This is a genomic window from Luteibacter sp. SVR4-7G (assembly GCF_056755555.1).
The window spans coordinates 13,593-29,838 of sequence record NZ_JBPGXO010000047.1 but is presented as its reverse complement, the minus strand read 5'-3'; the positions used below and the strand labels follow the sequence as shown (position 1 = coordinate 29,838).

Annotated in this window: 21 protein-coding genes and 1 tRNA gene; 15 read left to right on the top strand and 7 right to left on the bottom strand. The window is 66.8% G+C overall.

Annotated features, from left to right (window positions below; all coding sequences use genetic code 11):
* Window positions 1-171: 171 nt before the first annotated feature.
* The gene (locus ACR9ZH_RS15820; RefSeq protein ID WP_481291713.1) at window positions 172-948 is read right to left on the bottom strand and encodes an isocitrate lyase/PEP mutase family protein; all 777 of its coding nucleotides are present in this window, start codon (window positions 946-948) and stop codon (window positions 172-174) included.
* Between the two features lie 213 nt (window positions 949-1,161).
* Between ACR9ZH_RS15820 and ACR9ZH_RS15815 the strand changes: the two genes are divergently transcribed.
* From ACR9ZH_RS15815 to ACR9ZH_RS15805, 3 genes are all read left to right on the top strand, one after another.
* Window positions 1,162-1,371: a CsbD family protein gene (locus ACR9ZH_RS15815; RefSeq protein ID WP_481291712.1), complete on the top strand. Its 210-nt coding sequence runs from the start codon at window positions 1,162-1,164 to the stop codon at window positions 1,369-1,371.
* A 32-nt stretch (window positions 1,372-1,403) separates the two neighbouring features.
* Complete coding sequence (locus ACR9ZH_RS15810) at window positions 1,404-1,577, top strand: DUF1328 domain-containing protein (RefSeq protein ID WP_167028689.1); 174 nt, start codon at window positions 1,404-1,406, stop codon at window positions 1,575-1,577.
* A 173-nt stretch (window positions 1,578-1,750) separates the two neighbouring features.
* A complete protein-coding gene (locus ACR9ZH_RS15805; protein WP_481291711.1) occupies window positions 1,751-2,779 on the top strand; it encodes a D-cysteine desulfhydrase family protein in 1,029 nt (342 codons plus the stop codon).
* 77 nt (window positions 2,780-2,856) lie between these two features.
* Here the strand turns inward: ACR9ZH_RS15805 and ACR9ZH_RS15800 are convergent, their stop codons facing one another.
* From ACR9ZH_RS15800 to ACR9ZH_RS15790, 3 genes are read right to left on the bottom strand one after another with little or no spacing between them, the layout of a single operon-like run.
* Entirely contained in the window at window positions 2,857-4,170 is a 1,314-nt protein-coding gene (locus ACR9ZH_RS15800) for a sensor histidine kinase (protein WP_481291716.1), read from the bottom strand.
* A gap of 5 nt (window positions 4,171-4,175) precedes the next feature.
* The gene (locus tag ACR9ZH_RS15795) at window positions 4,176-4,916 is read right to left on the bottom strand and encodes a response regulator (RefSeq protein WP_481291710.1); all 741 of its coding nucleotides are present in this window, start codon (window positions 4,914-4,916) and stop codon (window positions 4,176-4,178) included.
* Between the two features lie 8 nt (window positions 4,917-4,924).
* Window positions 4,925-5,461 carry a redoxin family protein gene (locus ACR9ZH_RS15790; RefSeq protein ID WP_481291709.1) on the bottom strand — a complete coding sequence of 179 codons (537 nt, stop codon included), beginning with the start codon at window positions 5,459-5,461 and terminating at the stop codon, window positions 4,925-4,927.
* 261 nt (window positions 5,462-5,722) lie between these two features.
* Between ACR9ZH_RS15790 and ACR9ZH_RS15785 the strand changes: the two genes are divergently transcribed.
* The 12 genes from ACR9ZH_RS15785 (at window position 5,723) to ACR9ZH_RS15730 (ending at window position 14,626) form a co-directional block, all read left to right on the top strand.
* Window positions 5,723-6,139 carry an organic hydroperoxide resistance protein gene (locus tag ACR9ZH_RS15785; protein ID WP_481291708.1) on the top strand — a complete coding sequence of 139 codons (417 nt, stop codon included), beginning with the start codon at window positions 5,723-5,725 and terminating at the stop codon, window positions 6,137-6,139.
* 38 nt (window positions 6,140-6,177) lie between these two features.
* Complete coding sequence (locus ACR9ZH_RS15780) at window positions 6,178-6,453, top strand: BufA1 family periplasmic bufferin-type metallophore (protein ID WP_481291707.1); 276 nt, start codon at window positions 6,178-6,180, stop codon at window positions 6,451-6,453.
* Entirely contained in the window at window positions 6,450-6,866 is a 417-nt protein-coding gene (locus ACR9ZH_RS15775) for a DoxX family protein (protein WP_481291706.1), read from the top strand. The genes ACR9ZH_RS15780 and ACR9ZH_RS15775 overlap by 4 nt, the downstream gene beginning before the upstream one ends.
* A gap of 35 nt (window positions 6,867-6,901) precedes the next feature.
* Window positions 6,902-7,666 carry an alpha/beta fold hydrolase gene (locus ACR9ZH_RS15770; protein ID WP_481291705.1) on the top strand — a complete coding sequence of 255 codons (765 nt, stop codon included), beginning with the start codon at window positions 6,902-6,904 and terminating at the stop codon, window positions 7,664-7,666.
* Between the two features lie 49 nt (window positions 7,667-7,715).
* Window positions 7,716-8,000, top strand: coding sequence for a BufA2 family periplasmic bufferin-type metallophore (gene bufA2, locus ACR9ZH_RS15765; protein WP_481291704.1), 285 nt, complete (start codon window positions 7,716-7,718; stop codon window positions 7,998-8,000).
* A gap of 152 nt (window positions 8,001-8,152) precedes the next feature.
* Window positions 8,153-8,989: an MNIO family bufferin maturase gene (gene bufB, locus ACR9ZH_RS15760; RefSeq protein ID WP_481291703.1), complete on the top strand. Its 837-nt coding sequence runs from the start codon at window positions 8,153-8,155 to the stop codon at window positions 8,987-8,989.
* Window positions 8,986-9,735: an HvfC/BufC family peptide modification chaperone gene (locus ACR9ZH_RS15755; RefSeq protein WP_481291702.1), complete on the top strand. Its 750-nt coding sequence runs from the start codon at window positions 8,986-8,988 to the stop codon at window positions 9,733-9,735. Before bufB ends, ACR9ZH_RS15755 begins: the two co-directional genes overlap by 4 nt.
* Window positions 9,736-9,842: 107 nt before the next feature.
* A complete protein-coding gene (locus ACR9ZH_RS15750) occupies window positions 9,843-10,928 on the top strand; it encodes a sensor histidine kinase (protein WP_481291701.1) in 1,086 nt (361 codons plus the stop codon).
* Entirely contained in the window at window positions 10,925-11,683 is a 759-nt protein-coding gene (locus ACR9ZH_RS15745) for a LytR/AlgR family response regulator transcription factor (protein ID WP_481291700.1), read from the top strand. Before ACR9ZH_RS15750 ends, ACR9ZH_RS15745 begins: the two co-directional genes overlap by 4 nt.
* A 131-nt stretch (window positions 11,684-11,814) precedes the next feature.
* The gene (locus ACR9ZH_RS15740; RefSeq protein ID WP_481291699.1) at window positions 11,815-12,765 is read left to right on the top strand and encodes a TolB family protein; all 951 of its coding nucleotides are present in this window, start codon (window positions 11,815-11,817) and stop codon (window positions 12,763-12,765) included.
* On the top strand, window positions 12,762-12,968 hold the full coding sequence (locus tag ACR9ZH_RS15735; RefSeq protein WP_481291698.1) for a hypothetical protein: 207 nt from the start codon (window positions 12,762-12,764) through the stop codon (window positions 12,966-12,968). Before ACR9ZH_RS15740 ends, ACR9ZH_RS15735 begins: the two co-directional genes overlap by 4 nt.
* Before the next feature lie 113 nt (window positions 12,969-13,081).
* Window positions 13,082-14,626, top strand: coding sequence for an SGNH/GDSL hydrolase family protein (locus tag ACR9ZH_RS15730; protein WP_481291697.1), 1,545 nt, complete (start codon window positions 13,082-13,084; stop codon window positions 14,624-14,626).
* A 9-nt stretch (window positions 14,627-14,635) separates the two neighbouring features.
* On the opposite strand, the gene ACR9ZH_RS15725 is transcribed toward ACR9ZH_RS15730, so the two are convergent.
* The 3 genes from ACR9ZH_RS15725 to ACR9ZH_RS15715 all read right to left on the bottom strand — a co-directional run bounded on the left by ACR9ZH_RS15725 (window position 14,636) and on the right by ACR9ZH_RS15715 (window position 16,243).
* Window positions 14,636-14,965, bottom strand: coding sequence for a hypothetical protein (locus ACR9ZH_RS15725; RefSeq protein ID WP_481291696.1), 330 nt, complete (start codon window positions 14,963-14,965; stop codon window positions 14,636-14,638).
* 239 nt (window positions 14,966-15,204) lie between these two features.
* Window positions 15,205-15,281, bottom strand: a tRNA-Arg gene (locus tag ACR9ZH_RS15720).
* Between the two features lie 56 nt (window positions 15,282-15,337).
* Window positions 15,338-16,243, bottom strand: coding sequence for a LytTR family DNA-binding domain-containing protein (locus ACR9ZH_RS15715; protein WP_481291695.1), 906 nt, complete (start codon window positions 16,241-16,243; stop codon window positions 15,338-15,340).
* Between the last annotated feature and the right edge of the window lie 3 nt (window positions 16,244-16,246).

Sequence of the window (16,246 nt, the reverse complement as noted above, 5' to 3'; positions counted from 1 at the left end):
AGATGTGTATAAGAGACAGGGCAACCCCGTCCCCCCCGGCCCCTCCTGTAGGAGCGCGCCTTGCGCGCGAAAGCCTTTGGGGCCGTGAGCAACAGAGCCTGGTGCTCTTCGCGAAAAGCTGTCGCGCGCAGGGCGCGCTCCTACAGACCGCGGCCCCGGCCAGCGGGCGCGCTACCGGTCCAGCAGGCTGTTGAGGGACGCGTAGCCAATCTCCGGCGCCTCGCGCTCCAGCAGCTCGGCCGCCATGCGCCCGGCGGTGGCATACGCCTCCAGCGAGAGCGCGATACCCGCGCTCAGCCGCCGCGCCCCCGCTTCGAACAGTGCCTCGCGCGAAGGCAGCCCGGGCACGAGCATCACGTTCAACGGCATCGGCGCCGCGCCGGCGGCCACGCGGCGCACCTCGTCGATGACCTTGATGCCCGGAACGAACAGGCCATCCGCGCCCGCTTCGCGGTACAGCGCACCACGACGCAACACCTCTTCCACGCCTGCGGCACCGGAAGCCATGCCGCGCAGGAACACGTCGGTCCGCGCATTGACGTAAAGGTCGCGCGCGCCCAGCGCCTCGCGGATGGCACGCAGCTTCGCGACGAGCAATTCCGGCGGTTTGGTGCCGTCCTCGATATTGATGCCCGCCACGCCCATGTCCGCCAGCGCGCCGATGAAGGCGCCGACCTCGGCAGGATCGTCGGAGCAGCCTTCCTCGACATCCACGGTGAGCGGCACATCGATGGCCCGGACGATGCGGCGAATCGCGGCAAGCATTTCCTCCGCCGGCAGGCGATCGCCATCCGGCCAGCCGCACGACCAGGCCACGCCGGCGCTGGTGGTGGCGACGGCGCTGGCACCGGCGTGGCGGACCACCGCCGCGCTGGCGGCATCCCAGGCATTCGGCAGGACGAGCAGTGCCGTTCCTGCGTGGAGATCTCGGAAGCGTTGCGCATTCATGCGGCGGGTCCTTCGGGGATGGGAGGCGCCACGATCCACCATGGCGCGGCGGCCCGCAACTGCCTTTCGGGCGCTTACTCCGTATAGGGGACGCCAAGGACGGGTGAGCCTTCACGTCACCCGTCACAGACGCACATTTCAACCCGCCGATGCTCGAATTGGCCTCGACCCGGCATGGCGATGGACGTCGTGCGGGCTAATCGAGGATCCGCGATGAACGAAGACACCATCAAGGGCCAGTGGAAACAGCTGGCCGGCAAGATAAAGGAAAAGTGGGGCAAGCTCACCGACGACGACCTGACGGTTGCCGAAGGCAGCAGCGAATACCTCGCAGGCAAAGTCCAGGAACGCTATGGCGTGGCGAGGGACGAAGCGGATAACCAGGTAAAGGAATTCCGCCGGAACCTCGATAGCAACTACTGACATCCACCGTTTACTCGCCAGAGGAGAACATCATGCTTCATTGGGCCGTCATCTTTTTCGTGATCGCGCTTATCGCCGCGGTCTTCGGTTTCACCGGCATCGCCGCGGGCGCTGCCAGCATCGCGAAGATCCTTTTCGTGGTGTTCCTGATCCTGTTCATTCTTTCGCTGCTGTTCGGCGGGTTGCGTCGCGGGCCGAGAGTGTAGGCAGCGGCACCTCGACAGCGTACGAAGCCCCGGCCCCAGACCGGGGCTTTTTTTATGAGGGCTTTCCCATGCATGCGGGAGGAGTCAGGCTCCCAAGCTCGCGGGAGCGACGGGCTACTTGCGGGAATAGCTGGCATGATCGGGGCTATCATCGACTTCCCCTGAGTCCGGCGATGCCCGCCAGCCCGCACGTCTTCGACAGTTTCCCCCGCCTCGACCTGCTCGATGGCCCGACCCCCATCCAACGCATGATGCGCATCGAGGACGAACTGGGCCTCGCGCCGCGAGGCATCGGGCTGTTCGTAAAACGCGACGACGTCATGTCGCTGGGCGGCGGCGGCAACAAACTGCGCAAGCTGGAATACCACCTCGGCCACGCGCGCGCGACAGGGGTGGATACCATCGTCAGCGTGGGGGGCGTGCAATCCAACCATGCCCGCCTCACTGCTGCGGCCGCGGCGAAGCACGGGTTCGCGTGCGAACTGATCCTGTCGCGGCTCGTGCCCAAGGACGATAGCGATTACGAGGAAAACGGAAACGTCCTGCTCGATGAACTGTTCGGCGCCCGGCCGATCATCCTCGCGCGAGGCGAGAATGCGCTCGAGCATGCGGAAACACGGGCTGGGGAGCTTAGAGCCGCAGGCCGCAAGGTGCTCATAGTGCCCACCGGCGGTTCCACCCCACTCGGCGCGCTGGGCTATGCACGATGCGCACGGGAAATCGTCATGCAGGAGGACACCCTCGGCAGACGCTTCGATCGCATCGTGCTACCGAACGGCAGCAGCGGCACGCACGCGGGGCTCGTCGCGGGATTCGCCGCGATGGGCCGCTCGCCTGCGACGATTACCGCCTACTCTGTGCTCGCGCCGGCGGAGGCGGCGCGGCGCGCGACCCTGGCGCTGGCGCGTGAAGCGCTGACCCTGCTCGGATCGGACGCGGAATTGGACATGGGCGACATAACCGTCGACGACGCGCACCTCGGTGCCGGTTACGGCGTGCCGACCGATGGCATGAAGGCCGCGTTGCGCCTTGCCGCCAGCCGCGAAGGCCTGTTGCTGGATCCGGTGTATTCCGGCAAGGCCTTCGCAGGACTGCTGCGCGACCTGAGCCACGGCGTCGTGCGCAACGGGGAGCAAGTGCTCTTCATCGCCACCGGTGGCTCCCCCGGACTTTACGCCTACCGGGCCGACCTCCTGAGCTGATCGCCAGGCGGACCAGGACCGGTCGTCGTACGTGGCGATTGCCACGATCGGAACGCGGCACCGTCGATCGCCGAACTCTACGGCAGGGTCACCGTTGCAACGAGGCCCCCTCCTTCGCGATTCGCCAGGCCGAGGTTTCCGCCGATCGAGCGCATGAGCTGGGTGGCGATGGCCAGTCCGAGGCCTGCGCCGCCCGTATCGCGATTGCGCGAGGCCTCCAGCCGGTAGAATGGCTGGAGCACGTCCTCCAGGGCTTCCTCCGGAATGCCTGGGCCGCGGTCGGACACGGTGATGCAGAGCCTGCCCTGCTCGTCGTGGCAGACGCCGACCTCCGCCGCGCCGCCGTACTTGATCGCGTTGTCGATGAGGTTGCCGAGCACCCGGCGCAGCGCACGCGGCCGCACCGTGGCAACGCCCTCGATGCTGCCATTCAGCGTCACCGGCTGCCCGGTGTCCTGGTAATCGAAGACCAGGCTTTCCAGGAAGGCCGCGGGATCGATCCGTACCGGCGTCTCGTCGCCGCCGTGGGCGCTGCGCGCATACGCCACCCCTTCGCGCACGAGGTGTTCCATCTCTTTCAGGTCGTCGAGGATCCTGTCGCGCTCGAAGCCGTCGTCGAGCGATTCGGCGCGCAGGCGCATCCGCGTGATGGGCGTTTGCAGGTCATGCGAGATGGAGGCGAGGATGTGCAGGCGCTCCTTGAGGTAAAGGCCGATGCGGTCCTGCATGGCATTGAAGGCCATGGCGGCATGGGCGACTTCCGTCGGCCCGGTCTCGGACATGCGCGGGCCGTCGGCCGCGGGCGTCATCGCATCGGCCGCACGCGCCAGCCGCGCCAGCGGCTGCGAGGCCTCGCGCACGGCGAACCAGCCGCAGGCCAGGAGCAAGGCCACCTGAAGGATGAGCACGAAGGGCAGCCACTCGGCGATGGGCATCACGCCCCGGGGGATGATCTCCAGCGTCAACGGCGAGCCGTCGTGCAACGTCAGGTGTATCTGATAGCGCTCGGGCTTCATGGAAATCGTCTCGCCATGTGCACCGTAACTGGCACCCACCTGTTTCGCGATCATCGCCGTCACGTCGCGCGAGCGCTCCGATACCAGGGGCTTGCCCGGCTCGCCCGGCCCGAGGATGAAACGGTAGTTGTCGCGCTGCAATCGCGGCAGCCATTGCGGGCGCTCCGCGGCAGGGAGACGGTCCAGGATCGCGACCGAGGTACCGACTTCGTTATCCAGCGTGTTGAGCATGACGTTCGTTGCCGACTCGTAGCGCTCATAGAACATGAGGCCGAACGAAAGCGCATGCGCAAGGAGGAGACCGGCGAAAATGATCAGGTACATGCGCGAGGCCATGCTCCCCGTCCACGGCCGCCACGCACGCAACCGGGGCATGGCCTTCACGGCGCTTCCCCATGCACGGTCACCGGCATGGAGAACACGTAGCCCTCGCTGCGCACGGTCTTGATGTACGCGGGCTCCTTCGCATCGTCGCGCAGGCGTTGGCGAAGACGGCTGATCATCAGGTCGATCGAGCGGTCGAACAGCTCCGCGTCGCGTCCCTGGGTGAGGTTCAGCAGCTGGTCGCGCGAGAGCACACGCTGCGGATGATCGAGCAGCACGCGAAGGAGGCGGAACTCGGCGCCGCTCAACGACACCACCGTGCCGTCCTCGTCGAGCAGGTGGCGCGCCGTGGTGTCCAGGCGCCAGCGGCCGAAGGAGATGATGTCGCTGGTTTCGGTGATGCGCAGGTTCGGCGGCAGCATGCGCGTGCGGCGGATCACGGCCTTGATGCGCGCCAGCAGCTCGCGCGGCGAGAACGGCTTCACCACGTAATCGTCGGCGCCCATTTCCAGGCCGATGATGCGGTCGGTCTCGTCGTCGCGAGCGGTGAGCAGCAGGACCGGGATCGCGCGGTGCTTGCCGCTGCGCAGGTTGCGGCAGAGCACGAGGCCATCGTCGCCAGGCATCATGATGTCGAGCACGATGAGGTCGAAGGCCGAACCGTCCAGCTGGGCCAGCATCTCGCGGCCATCGGCCGCCGCGGTGGCACGCAGACCGTTCTTGCGCAGGTAGTCCACGACACCCGTGCGGATGCCGTGGTCGTCGTCGACGACGAGGATGTGGTCGATGTGTTCCATGGATGGGATCATGCCTTGGCCAGGAGCTGGCGGACGCGCTGCTCCGTCTCCTCGTAGTTTCCCTCACCGAAGTGGCGGTAGACCACCCGCCCGTCGCGATCGATCAGGTACAGCGCCGGCCAGAACTGGTTGCCCCAGGCGTTCCAGGTCTGCAGCCCATTGTCCGTCGCCACCGGCCAGGTGACGCCGTAGCGGCGGATGGCCGCCTGGACGCGGAGCGGGTCGCGCTCTTCGTCGAATTCGGGCGTGTGCACGCCGACCACGACCAGTCCCTGGCCCGCGTACTTGTCGTACAGCGCCTTCGTATGCGGCAGCACGTGCAGGCAGTTGATGCATTCGTGCGTCCAGAATTCGACGAGCACCACCTTGCCGCGCAGGCCGGCCATGCTCAGCGGCGGTGAGTTGTACCAGCGGTCGATGCCCGCGAATTCGGGGGCGGCCGGTGCGGACGAATCGCCGGCACGGGCGTTCCACGCGCCCGGCCAGGCGGCGACGAGCGCCAGGCCCAGGGCCAGGGCGGCGGCGGCGAGACGGAAGGATTTCATGGGTGTACCTCGACAGGGGGCGCGGGAATATCCCGCATGGTCCCTATTGGACGCCCGGCACTTATACGGAAAGTGTCCCGGCAAGCGGCTTTTTGTATCGCTTTGTACCGATCCCGGCCGGTTTGTACCCGAATGTATCGGCCCCCGCGCCTGACACATTCCGATGCGCTTCGGCGCTTGCCGCGACACAGGCGGGATACGCCCCGGCGGTTTCCTATGCACACCGGCTGGCCACCAGCCATCGCAGCGGAAACCCACGCCATGTCACAGATCCAGAACGTCCTCTATACCGGCAAGACCCGCACCACCGGCGGCCGCAACGGCCAGGCGCGCAGCTCCGACGAACGCCTCGACGTGAAGCTGTCCTCCCCGGGCGGCCCCGGCACCGGCACCAATCCCGAGCAGCTGTTCGCCGCCGGCTGGTCTGCCTGCTTCATCGGCGCCCTGGGCCTGGCTGCCGCCGAACGCAAGGTCGCGCTGCCGAAGGACACCGCCATCGACGCCGAAGTCGACCTAGGCACCGGCGAAGGCGGTTACTTCCTCCAGGCCCGCCTCACCGTGAGCCTGCCGGGTATCGACGCGGCCCTCGCGCACGAGCTGATCCAGGCCGCCCACAGCACGTGTCCGTATTCGAAGGCGACGCGCGGAAACATCGACGTCGAGCTCCAGCTCGCCTGACCCGCACCACTCCCCATCCACTACCGAAGGAATCACCGATGATCCGCAAGCACACCGCGCTCGCCGCCACCCTGGCCCTCGGCCTCGTCTCCCTCGCTTCCGCCGCGCATGCCGACGATGCGAAGAAGCCCATGGAAAAATGCTACGGCGTCTCAAAGGCCGGCCAGAACGACTGCGCCGCCGGGCCGGGCACCAGCTGCGCCGCCACGTCGAAGAAGGATTACCAGGGCAACGCCTGGGTGCTGGTCGAGAAGGGCACCTGCACCACCATCAAGACGCCCAAGGGGCACGGCACGCTGGAGCCGCAGGCGTGAACACTCCGCGGTCGATTCTGCAACGGGTGCTGCCGGACGACCTGCTGCTCCTGATCGCCCGGTTCGGCATCGCCTCGGTGTTCTTCCTCTCCGGACGCACCAAGGTGGACGGCTTCCTCAACATCAAGCCATCCACCTACGACCTGTTCGCCTCGGAATACGCGCTGCCGCTGGTATCGCCAACCATCGCCGCGCATCTGGCGACGTATGCGGAACACGCCTTCCCCGTGTTGCTGGTGCTCGGCCTTTTCACGCGGGTCTCGGCGCTGGGCCTCCTGGCGATGACGACGGTGATCGAGGTCTTCGTCTACCCGGACGCGTGGCCGACGCACCTCACCTGGGCGGGCCTGCTGCTTCCGCTCCTTGCCCGCGGCGGCGGTGCCTGGTCGCTCGACCGCCTGTTTCGCCGCTGACTCTCCTCTATCCACGAAACCAAGCAGGGATTCCCATGCGCAAACTCCTCAGCATCGCCATCGCCGCACTGGCCCTCGGAGGCGGCACGGCTGCCTCCGCCGCCGACGCGGCGGCACCTCCCGGCGCCAGGAACATCGTCATCGTGCCAGGCGCCTTCGTCGACGGTTCGGGTTGGCGTGTTGTCCACGACATCCTGATCCACAAGGGCTATACGGTCAGCGTCGTGCAGCCGCGCATCGAAACGCTGGCGAACGACATCGAACTGACCCGCGAGCAGATCCGCACCCAGGACGGTCCCGTCGTCCTCGTCGGTCACAGCTATGGCGGCGCAGTCATCACCCAGGCCGGCAACCGTGACAAGGTGAAGGCGCTGGTTTACGTGGCGGCCGTCGTGCCGGACGTCGGCGAGAGCCTGTCGCAGCTCGTCGGCTCCATGCCTTCGCCAAGCAACGACGTCGTCGCCACCCGCGACGGTCACCTGTTCTTCGACCAGGCGAAGTTCGGCGCGGATTTCGCCGGCGATCTCTCGACGAACCGCACCGATTTCATGGCCGCCTCGCAGGTGCCCGCCACCACCGCCGCCTTCGGCGCCACGATGCAGGTGGCCGCCTGGCACGACAAGCCGGTCTGGGCCGTCGTCGCCAGCGACGACCGCGCACTGAGCCCGGACCTCGAGCGCTGGATGTACAAGCGCGCCAACGCGAAGGTCACCGAGGTCAAGGCCAGCCATGTCGTTTACATCTCGCAGCCGGAAGCGGTCGCGAAGGTGATCGAAGACGCTGCCCGCAGCGTCCACTGATTCCATCCATCTTTCGGTCCACGTCGGACCTCATCGCAGGAGAGAACCCATGAACACCGTCGCCACCAAGTCCCGCACCAGCTTTGCCGCAGCCGCCGCACTCGTCGCCCTCGCCGTCGCCTCGATCGGCTCCCCCGTCCGTGCTGCCGACACTGCCGCACCGAAGGAAGAACCCGGCCGTTGCTACGGCATCAACACCTGCAAGGGCACCAGCCTGTGCGCCACCGCCAAGCACGACTGCAAGGGCCTGAACTCGTGCAAGGGCGAAGGCGTCCTGGTGAAGACCCCGAGCGAATGCAAGGCCGCCGGCGGCACGCTCACCGAGCCGAAGTAAACCTGCCGGACCTTCGTGCCCCCCACGCCGTCCCTGCGCAGGCAGGGATCCAGCGGCTCCATCCTCATCGGGCGGCAAGACGCTGGATTCCTGCCTGCGCAGGAATGACGGGGGCCGGCCTGCCACCGACGAACGACATCAAGGACCTCCGCATGTTCACGCCACCCCCGCCCTTCTCCGGCTACGGCCTCGGCCTGCGCAGGGAGCATTACCGCGACTTCCTCGACACCGAGGTTCCCGTCGATTTCGTCGAAGTGATCTCGGAGAACTTCATGGTCGATGGCGGCCAGCCGCGCGACATCCTGCGCCGGATACGCGAGAAGTACCCCGTGGCACTGCACGGCGTGTCGATGTCGATCGGCTCAGCGGATGGCCTGGACATCGCCTACCTGCGCAGGCTCAAGGCACTCGCCGACGAGGTGCGGCCGTTGTTCGTTTCCGATCACCTCAGCTGGTCGCGCATCGCCGGCTTCAGTTCGCACGACCTGCTGCCGGTGCCTTATACCGAGGAGGCGCTGGACAGGGTCTGCCGCAACATCGACATGGCGCAGGACGTGCTGGGCCGCGCCATGCTGTTCGAGAATCCGTCCAGCTACGTGGCCTTCGAAGGCGCCACGATGAGCGAATGGGATTTCCTTGCCGCGATGTCGGAGCGGACCGGTTGTGGCCTGCTGCTGGACGTGAACAATGTCTTCGTCAGCGCGAGCAACCATGGCTTCGACGCGCAGGCCTTCCTCCGCGGCATACCGGCGGACCGCGTGCGCCAGGTCCACCTGGCCGGGCACACCGAAGGACCGGGCCTGCTGATAGACACGCACGACCAGCCGGTATGCGACGAGGTGTGGTCGCTGTATCGCACGGCCATGTCGCTGCTCGGACCGGTCGCGACCATGATCGAGCGCGACGATTCGATTCCTCCCCTGCCCGAACTGCTCGGCGAACTCGACATCGCCCGGAGCGTCGGCGCGGTCCAGCGGGAGGCCGCATGAATCTCGTCCAATGGCAGGAGAGCTTTCGCGACTGGCTGGCCGGCGGCAGCAGCGGCATCGCGAGCGTCTTCGGTGAACGTTCGGCAGCAGGGCTCGCTGTTTACCAGAACAACTACCGCGCACAGCTGGTGAACTGTCTGCAGGTGAGCTATCCCCATCTGCTTCGCTGGATCGGCGACGAAGCATTCCGTCAGGCAGCCATCCGTCACGTCGATGCGCACCCGCCCCAGGGCTGGACGCTCGACAACTACGGCGCGGACTTCGGCACGACGTTGCGCGCCATGTTCCCGGACAACCCCGACCTCCACGAGCTTGCCTGGATCGAGTGGTCGCTGTCGGCAGCCTTCGTGGCCAGGGACTCCGCACCCATGCCGAAGGAGGCACTCTGGTCCGTCGACTGGGATACGGCGCGCCTGCGCATGACGCCAAGCCTGCACCATCGTGTAGCGACGACCAACGCCGACGAGGTGTGGTCCGCGTTGCAGGAAGAAGGCGCCATACCCGACGGCGAGATGCTCGCCGCGCCGGGCGGACTGGTGGTGTGGCGTCGTGGGTTCCTCTCGCGGCTGCGCCGCTACGATGGCGATGATTATGCGGCGCTGCTTGGCGTGCTGACAGACGACCGTTTCGAAGCCATGTGCGAAACGCTCGTGGGACGGCTCGGCGAAGAGGCCGGAGTGGCCCGCGCAGGAGCCCTGCTGGCCGACTGGCTCGATGCGGGGCTGATCGCCGGAGTGGACGATTGAGCGGTTGAAGCCGCTCGTCCCCGGGATCGGACCGCTCGTCCTCACTGCACTTCCCCGCATTGCCGCCAGGCCGCACACTGCCTCCCTGGCTTCGGAGGAGGACCCGCGTGAACACGACCCGTAATGCCCGGCTCATGCGGCATGCGCTGGTGTTCGCCTTCTGGACGCTGCTGGCCCTGTCCTATTCGCTCAGCGCCGGCCTCTCGTCGATCAGCGAGGGCCGGTCGCCCGACTGGTTCAGGGCGCTGACCTGGAACCTGTCCAATTTCTGGCTGTGGATGGCGCTGGTACCGCTCGTCGGCTGGCTGGGCAGGCAGTCCGCAGGGGCGGGCTGGCAACGCTTCTGCGCGGTGCATGTACCGGCGGGCCTGCTGGTCGCGCTGGCGCAGATGCTGGCCCAGCTATCCGTGTTCTGGACGCTCTGCGGCCCCGGTCACGCACCGGTACATACGCTGGCCGGTTTCATCGGCATGCAGTTCGCTTACAGCTACCACCTGTCGCTGCTCACCTACTGGCTCATCCTCGTCGTGTTGCGCGGGCTCGAATCCCGGCGGCGCCTGCGCGACGAACAGCTTCGCAGCGCACAGCTGGAAACGCAGCTGGCGCAATCGCAATTGCAGGCATTGCGCATGCAGCTGCAACCGCACTTCCTGTTCAACACGCTCAACGCCATTTCCGCCCTGGCACTGGCCGAGCCGCTGCGGGCGCGCCTGATGATCGCCCGCCTCAGCGACTTCCTGCGCATGACGCTGGAACATCGCCACGCGCAGCAGGTGCCGCTGTCGCGCGAAATGGAGTTCCTGCGCTGTTACCTGGATATCCAGCAGGTACGCTTCCAGGATCGCCTGTCGACGCAGCTGGACGTGGCCGAGGACACGCTGCATGCCGCCGTGCCGAGCATGATCCTGCAGCCGCTGGTCGAGAACGCGCTGCGCCATGGCCTGCTGGCCAAGGCCGAGCCCGGCAGCCTGAGCATCGCCAGCCACCGCGAAGGAAACCTGCTCCGTCTGCGCGTGGACGACGACGGGCTCGGCTTGCCGCCCGGCGGTCTCACCGAAGGTCTCGGGCTGGGCAATACCCGGGCCCGGCTGGATGTGCTGTTCGGAGCGGCTGCCAGCATGGAGCTCAGCCGCAACACGGGCGGCGGCACGCGCGTGGAACTCTGCTTCCCATTCCGGGAGCACGTGGCATGAAGCCGATCCGTACCCTGCTGGTCGACGACGAGGTGCTCGCCCGGCTGGCCCTGCGCCAGGCCCTGGCCGCGCACCCCGACGTGGACATCGTGGGCGAGTGCGGCAACGCGGCCGAAGCCATGCAGGCGCATGACGCGTTGAAGCCCGACCTCCTGTTCCTGGACATCCGCATGCCCGGACTCGACGGTTTCAAGCTGCTGCGCGAACTGAAGCCGGACACCTTGCCCATGGTGGTCTTCGCGACGGCGTACGGCCAGCACGCTTTGCGTGCCTTCGACGCCAACGCTCTGGATTATGTGCTCAAGCCGATCGACCAGGCACGCTTCGACCAGGCCATGGAGCGCGTCCGGAAACACTGGCACGGGCTGCATGCGCACGCGGCATTACCCCAGGAAGCGGCAACGGCGCTGCCCGGCGCCGCGCGTCTGCAGCGGATCAGCGTACGCGTGGGCGAACACATCCGCGTGATCGCCACCGATACGATCGACTGGATCGAGGCCGACGGCAACTACGTGCAGATCCACGTCGGCAAGCAGGCCTATCTTCACCGGGAGACCCTGCGCGGCCTGCTGGCAACGCTGGATCCACACCGCTTCCTGCGCATCCATCGCGGCACCCTGGTCAACGTGGAGCGCATCCGCGAAGTGCATCCCCTGTTCCAGGGAAACGCGGACGTGGTGCTGCACGACGGCACCCGGCTCAACCTGAGCCGTCGCTTCCGTGCCCACGCGAGGCGTGCGCTGGGCATCGCCTGACGCCGCCTGGCCCGCGCGGACGACCGCTCGTCACAAAGCTGCGGCGGTAACGGCAAGGGCGTATCACGCTGTCGACTCCCTCCGGAAGGAAGAGACGCACGAGATCGCACCGCCTCGCCCTGGCCCTGGCCATGGTCTTGACGTGTACCGCCGCGGGCGCTGGCGACCTGCTGGCTCCCGGGGTCATCTCCACGGGCCAGCAGGAGACGACCGCCGCTCTTTCGCCCGACGGGTCGACGCTCGTCTTCATGCGCTCGGACCTTGCCGAAAAGGACGACACGATCCTGGTATCGCACCGGCAAGGAGGAACCTGGTCCGCACCGGAGGTCGCTCCCTTCTCCGGGCAATGGCACGACTCCGAGCCGGCGTTCTCTCCGGATGGCAAACGTCTGTACTTCGTCTCCAACCGGCCGCCACATGCGGGCGACGCGCCTATCACGGCCGAACTTGGCGGCCATCGCTACCCCGGCACCAACCTCTGGTACGTCGAGCGCGGAAGCGACGGCCGCTGGGGCGAGCCCGTGCATGTGGACGGAGCACTCAACGATGGCGGCATGATCTACAACCCGTCGATCGCGGCCAATGGCGATGTCTACTTCTCCGCCCACCGGCCCGATTCGGGGAAGTTCTACCAGATCTACGTCGCCCGCCGCACGGCGCAGGGCCTGGCGGCACCGGAACAGGTAAACCTTGGCGACGTCGCGCGGAACCGGATTGACCCGGCGATCGACCCTCGACAGCGCTTCATCCTGTTTGCCGGCGACGAAGGCGATTCGCTGGGCCGCGCGGACATCTACATCGCGTTCCGCCAATCCGACGGCCGCTGGGGCAAGCCGGAGCATCTGCCCGGCGACGTGAACAGCGAGGGCCTCGAGAACGCTCCCTCGCTGGGGCCGCACTTCGGCGAGTTGTACGTCGCCAGCGACCGGCAACCCGAGACGCGCTTCCCGAAGACGCGCGACGACGCGGATTCGCTCCGGCGTCGCTTCTCCGGTCCGCTCAACGGATCGCGCAATCTCTGGCGATTCGACATATCTGACGTGTTGCGCCAGCACGGCCTGAGCGATGAGGAGCCGCGATGAACCACGGACACATGCTGTGCGCGTTGCTGCCACTGCTGCTGGCCGTGCCCGACGCGCCGCCCCCTGCCCCGGCGGCTCCCGCGGAAAACCAGCTGGAAGGCATGTGCAGGACGCTGGCGACCCGCGTCGGCGAGGAGATCCACGCAGGCGTCCTGCTCGTCGACTGGCTCGGCTCGGTGCTGATCATCGGCAGCGGCGACTGAACCCGCAGGCGGTAACGTGACCACCTTCGCAAAACCGCCGCGCACGCGGGAATCGTCCTAGGTTCCGGCAAGGAAGGGCTGAAACACTGCTGGCCCCGTCCAGGAGCCAGCCGATGAACAAGAGAGCCACCTTCCTGCTTGCCGCTGCGCTCGGCGCCAGCGCCGCCGCGCATGCGTCTTCCACCCTGGCACCCTGGGTCGGCACCTGGGGCGCCTCGGCAAAGGCCATCGGCGACTCGAATCCCTCCGGCAAGACGCTCCGGCATATCGTCCACACGAGCATTGCGGGCACGTCCGCGCGGATACGCCTGACGAACGCCTACGGCAATGCCCCGGTAACGATCTCGGACATCCACGTGGCACTGAGCGCGGGCGGATCTTCGGTCGATCCCGCGACGGACCACAGGCTCCTGGCCAACGGGCTGCCCTCGGTCACGATCCCCGCCGGGCAGGAGCAGGAAAGCGATGCGATCGACATGGTCATCCCCGCGCTTGCGGACGTGGCCATCAGTTTCTACGTATCGCAGGCGCCGTCGCAGCTCAGCGGCCACGATTTCAGTTCGCAGACCCGGTACGACGCGACGGGCGACGTGGCCGGTCAGGCGACGATCAACGCATCGGCCCAGGGCAACTACGTATTCCTCTCCAACCTCGACATCCAGAATGACGAGCCGCAGGGCGCCGTCGTGACCCTGGGAGCATCCATCACCGATGGTTTCGCCTCCACCTTCAACGCCAATCGCCGCTGGCCCAACGACCTGGCCGTGCGGTTGAATGCCACCGGCAAGCATGTGGGCGTCATCAACCAGGGCATCTCCGGCAATCGCCTCCTCGCGGACGGCGCCGGCCTCAGCGCGACGAACCGCTTCGAACACGACGTACTCGATCAGGCCGGGGTGCGCTGGGTGATCTTCTCGGACGATCCGATCAACGATCTCGGCAACCGGCCCGTACCCAGTGCCGCAAGCCTCATCGATGCCGAAAAGCAGCTCATCGCACGTGCGCACGATCGCGGCATCAAGTTCTACTGCTCCACGCTAACGCCGTTCGAAGGGTCATCCGGCTGGTCTCCGGATGGCGAAGCCGTGCGCGGCCAGGTCAATGCCTTCATCCGCAGCCCGGACAGCGGCTGTGACGGCATCATCGACCAGGATGCCGCCACGCACGATCCGCAGCAGCCCACGCGATTCCTTCCGGCCTACGACTCCGGCGACCACCTCCATCCGAACGACGATGGCCTGCAGGCCATCGCCAACGCCGTGAACCTCGCCGTCTTCACGCCGCCCACGCTGCCTGCCGCATCCTCGCCGTCGACCTGCGGATCGCTCGGCGTCGGCGAAGGCATCGTGCCGGGGCAGAGCGTCATCTCCTGCGACGGCGCCTACCATCTCGACCTGCAGAACGACAGCAACCTCGTGCTCTACCACGGGACGCAATCGATCTGGCTACCCGACCCGTGGACGGTGAATACGGGCGCCGGCGAATTGCGCCTGGAGCAGGACGGCAACCTCGTGCTGTACAGCTCGCTCGGCACGAAGACCTGGCAATCGCGCTCCGGCGGCCACACGAACGCGCGACTGTTCGTGCAGGGCGACGGCAATATGGTGATCTATGACGATCAGGGGCCGATCTGGAGTACCGGTACCGCCGGGCGGTAGCAATGCAGCTCAGCGTCCCTTGGCACGCACGCCCTTGATGTACTCAATCTCGGCGAGCGACTGGTTGTCGCGATTGCCATAGCGCTTTTCATAACGGTTCACCACTTCGGTCAGCGGCCCGTCGATCGCTTGTTGGATTTTTCCCGCGCGGATCTGGAGTACGGCATCGGCGACCTGCTTCACGTCGGCTTGCGCTTCCGCGGACTCGCCGTTCAGCGTGATGGATTGCGCGACCTTGACCTGATCTTCCGCTGCGGCCGGTTGTGCGGCGAGCGTCCCGAGCAGGCCTAGCAGCCCGGCGGCTAACGCGTGCCGCCGTGAATTCGTCGATGCTTCCATGGATATCCCCCAACATGCGCCAGCACAAGATTTGTGGTTCTGGATAACACAGAGTGACGTGAGTCGAAATCAAATGGCGCCAGAGAGACGGACGATAATCCGAGACTTAAACACCAAAACACTACTTCGTCGAAATCCTCGCCGAAGAAGTCTATAGAGCGTTAGCCGAAGAATTGTTGAACCCACTTGCCGCATTCAACTCCCTATTTTTCAGGAGGCGCGGTTGGATACCTGGAGAATGGCGCGCCCGGAGGGATTCGAACCCCCGACCAATGGCTTCGGAAGCCACTACTCTATCCGGCTGAGCTACGGGCGCGTAAACAGCGGACGGGCATTGTAGCGGGATTGTCCATCGGGGCCTAGCCTGGACTGTCAGGCCCTGCCCTGGACGGGTTCGGCGCCCGCCGCTAGCGCCCGCAGGCTTTCCCGGTAGCGGCGGCTGCACGGCAGAACGGTGCCGTCGAGCATGTGCAGGCGCGCTTCCCCCGCATCCAGCGGCTCGATGGCGCTGACCTGGGCCAGCTGCACCAGGTAGCTGCGGTGGGCGCGGACGAACACGGCCGGGTCGAGCCGCGCTTCCAGCGCGGCCAGCGTGCTGCGCAATGGATAGTCGCGACCGCGCACGCGCAGGTTCACGTAGTTGCCCGACGCCTGCGCCCATTCGATGTCCGCCGTGGCCACGAGGAAGTCGCGGCCCAGCTTGCGGACCAGGAAACGCTCGGGACGGTCGACGGGCTCCACCGGCGGACCCTCGTCGGGCGCGTCGAGCAGGTGGGCCTCGCCCCCGGCGCGGCGGCCGAACCATTCGACGAGGTGCCAGACCGCCACGACGATGAAGAAGGTGCGGACGTCCTTCAGGTATTCGTAGACGGCCTGCAACGAGAGCGAGCCGGGATCGAATGGCGCGTCCATGAGGCCGAAGATGGCGAAACGCAGCGCGTTCATGCCGGCGATGTGCAGCGCACACCAGGCCATGCTTCCGAGGACGTAGAGCGGCAGGCGGCGACGCCAGGTGTCCGCGTGCAGCGGCCAGCGGTCGCAGGCGCGGAGCAGGAACGGCAGCATCGCCAGCGACACGGCCATGCTGGTGAACTCGTTGACGGCGATCTGCCAGGTTTCCGCCGGGACCCCGTAGCGATGCGCATCGATACGGAGGGTGAGGATGTTGCTGACGGCCGCGCTGCCGAAGGCCAGCAGCCAGAAGACGAGCATGAACAGGCGCCGCCGGCGATGGGCGCGGTCGAGTTCGAGGCCGGGAGGCAGCGGTTGCCGGGTCATGCG

Bases quoted from the DNA above. Each gene is read 5' to 3' on its own strand.
- ACR9ZH_RS15820 (WP_481291713.1), bottom strand. From the start codon at position 948: ATGAATGCGCAACGCTTCCGAGATCTCCACGCAGGAACGGCACTGCTC.
- ACR9ZH_RS15815 (WP_481291712.1), top strand. From the start codon at position 1,162: ATGAACGAAGACACCATCAAGGGCCAGTGGAAACAGCTGGCCGGCAAG.
- ACR9ZH_RS15810 (WP_167028689.1), top strand. From the start codon at position 1,404: ATGCTTCATTGGGCCGTCATCTTTTTCGTGATCGCGCTTATCGCCGCG.
- ACR9ZH_RS15805 (WP_481291711.1), top strand. From the start codon at position 1,751: ATGCCCGCCAGCCCGCACGTCTTCGACAGTTTCCCCCGCCTCGACCTG.
- ACR9ZH_RS15800 (WP_481291716.1), bottom strand. From the start codon at position 4,170: ATGCCCCGGTTGCGTGCGTGGCGGCCGTGGACGGGGAGCATGGCCTCG.
- ACR9ZH_RS15795 (WP_481291710.1), bottom strand. From the start codon at position 4,916: ATGGAACACATCGACCACATCCTCGTCGTCGACGACGACCACGGCATC.
- ACR9ZH_RS15790 (WP_481291709.1), bottom strand. From the start codon at position 5,461: ATGAAATCCTTCCGTCTCGCCGCCGCCGCCCTGGCCCTGGGCCTGGCG.
- ACR9ZH_RS15785 (WP_481291708.1), top strand. From the start codon at position 5,723: ATGTCACAGATCCAGAACGTCCTCTATACCGGCAAGACCCGCACCACC.
- ACR9ZH_RS15780 (WP_481291707.1), top strand. From the start codon at position 6,178: ATGATCCGCAAGCACACCGCGCTCGCCGCCACCCTGGCCCTCGGCCTC.
- ACR9ZH_RS15770 (WP_481291705.1), top strand. From the start codon at position 6,902: ATGCGCAAACTCCTCAGCATCGCCATCGCCGCACTGGCCCTCGGAGGC.
- bufA2 (WP_481291704.1), top strand. From the start codon at position 7,716: ATGAACACCGTCGCCACCAAGTCCCGCACCAGCTTTGCCGCAGCCGCC.
- bufB (WP_481291703.1), top strand. From the start codon at position 8,153: ATGTTCACGCCACCCCCGCCCTTCTCCGGCTACGGCCTCGGCCTGCGC.
- ACR9ZH_RS15755 (WP_481291702.1), top strand. From the start codon at position 8,986: ATGAATCTCGTCCAATGGCAGGAGAGCTTTCGCGACTGGCTGGCCGGC.
- ACR9ZH_RS15745 (WP_481291700.1), top strand. From the start codon at position 10,925: ATGAAGCCGATCCGTACCCTGCTGGTCGACGACGAGGTGCTCGCCCGG.
- ACR9ZH_RS15740 (WP_481291699.1), top strand. From the start codon at position 11,815: ATGGTCTTGACGTGTACCGCCGCGGGCGCTGGCGACCTGCTGGCTCCC.
- ACR9ZH_RS15735 (WP_481291698.1), top strand. From the start codon at position 12,762: ATGAACCACGGACACATGCTGTGCGCGTTGCTGCCACTGCTGCTGGCC.
- ACR9ZH_RS15730 (WP_481291697.1), top strand. From the start codon at position 13,082: ATGAACAAGAGAGCCACCTTCCTGCTTGCCGCTGCGCTCGGCGCCAGC.
- ACR9ZH_RS15725 (WP_481291696.1), bottom strand. From the start codon at position 14,965: ATGGAAGCATCGACGAATTCACGGCGGCACGCGTTAGCCGCCGGGCTG.
- ACR9ZH_RS15715 (WP_481291695.1), bottom strand. From the start codon at position 16,243: ATGACCCGGCAACCGCTGCCTCCCGGCCTCGAACTCGACCGCGCCCAT.